The sequence below is a fragment of the Heyndrickxia coagulans DSM 1 = ATCC 7050 genome (genome assembly GCF_000290615.1).
GTDB lineage: Bacteria > Bacillota > Bacilli > Bacillales > Bacillaceae_C > Weizmannia > Weizmannia coagulans.
In genome coordinates, this window is sequence record NZ_ALAS01000267.1 from 1 (window position 1) to 1,114 (window position 1,114).

General features: G+C 37.9%; 1 protein-coding gene and 1 pseudogene. One reads left to right on the forward strand and one right to left on the reverse strand.

Translation table 11 applies throughout. The annotated features are described in order from the left end of the window. Positions 1-83 precede the first annotated feature (83 nt). Positions 84-311: pseudogene (locus IC21_RS16475) on the reverse strand (IS5/IS1182 family transposase); the annotation flags it as partial. Between the two features lie 491 nt (positions 312-802). Between IC21_RS16475 and IC21_RS14420 the strand changes: the two are divergent. After that, complete coding sequence (locus IC21_RS14420) at positions 803-1,009, forward strand: DUF1657 domain-containing protein (RefSeq protein WP_035180367.1); 207 nt, start codon at positions 803-805, stop codon at positions 1,007-1,009. Positions 1,010-1,114: the final 105 nt, after the last annotated feature.

Here is a 1,114-nt window from a genome sequence, read left to right on the forward strand (position 1 = left end):
ATGCCAGTGGCATTGTGGGTGGCCGATAGACAGTTGCCCCGTCACTGCCACTGGCCATACAACCGACATTGAAGGTGGCTGCGGACACCAAGCCGTTCTTTGATATAAAGAGCCCCAAGAGCGATTCTGACAGAATAAGCCTTTTCGCCTTTGAATTTCTTCTTGAAGGACTTGGCATACTTTTCTTCGGCCATCCACCAAGGAATCATTTCAGCAAGACGGACCCAGCGATTTTCTTTATTTCATTTCCCACCGAATGGTAGAAAAAAATCATCTACAAAAGTTAATTGATGTTCGGTCTTTTTGTACATCGTAACAGCCTCCAAGTGCAAGGTTTTTTACGTGTTTCCTTTGAAATCCTTACACTTTATATTCGACAAAAGTAGCCAAAATCCTTGTCAAATCTGGAATTTTTGCTTATTCAGCAAGCCCGAATTAAATATCTCCACAGCTTTTCGCTCTTTCCTTATCTTCTTTCTTTGGCTTTCTCATTTTTTGTACCAAAAGAAATAGCTTGTGTTTGGCTGTTCAAAGACTATCCTATTCCTACATACAAATGATAGGCGAATTTTATCTGCATTGTCAGGATGCTGCCTTCAAATTAGATTCTTTGCCTGTTTTCGTTTTTTCGAACCCATTGCGATGCCTTTCAGGGAGTTTAAACGGGTTGAACTAAGTTATATAGGATATGAAAGGAATTTAATCCACAAGTATCTTTATATATGGATAAAATTGGAAAGCATAAAAAAAGATCTTTTTTATCATTCTAAAAGTGTAACTTAAATTGAAGGAGGAATCACCCATGACTATCATCAGTCAAGTGAAACAAACTCTAGCCGGATTAAAAAGTGCACAAGCGAGCTTCGAAACCTTTGCACTAGGAACCGATAATCAACAAGCTAAACAACTTTATCAAGTTGCTGCCAAACAAACACAGCAACTAGTTGACAGCCTTTCTGCTCGTGTTCAACAAATTGAACAAGAAGAACCTCAATACAAACAACAATAATGTACAAATTAGATAAAAAAGGTTGGTTGGATCAACCAACCTTTTTTACACCTTTAAACGAAACGTAATGAGTACATGTATCTAAACGGCAAAACAACAATTGAT

Excerpts from the sequence above, each read along its gene's own strand:
- IC21_RS14420 (WP_035180367.1), top strand. The coding sequence starts at position 803 with ATGACTATCATCAGTCAAGTGAAACAAACTCTAGCCGGATTAAAAAGT.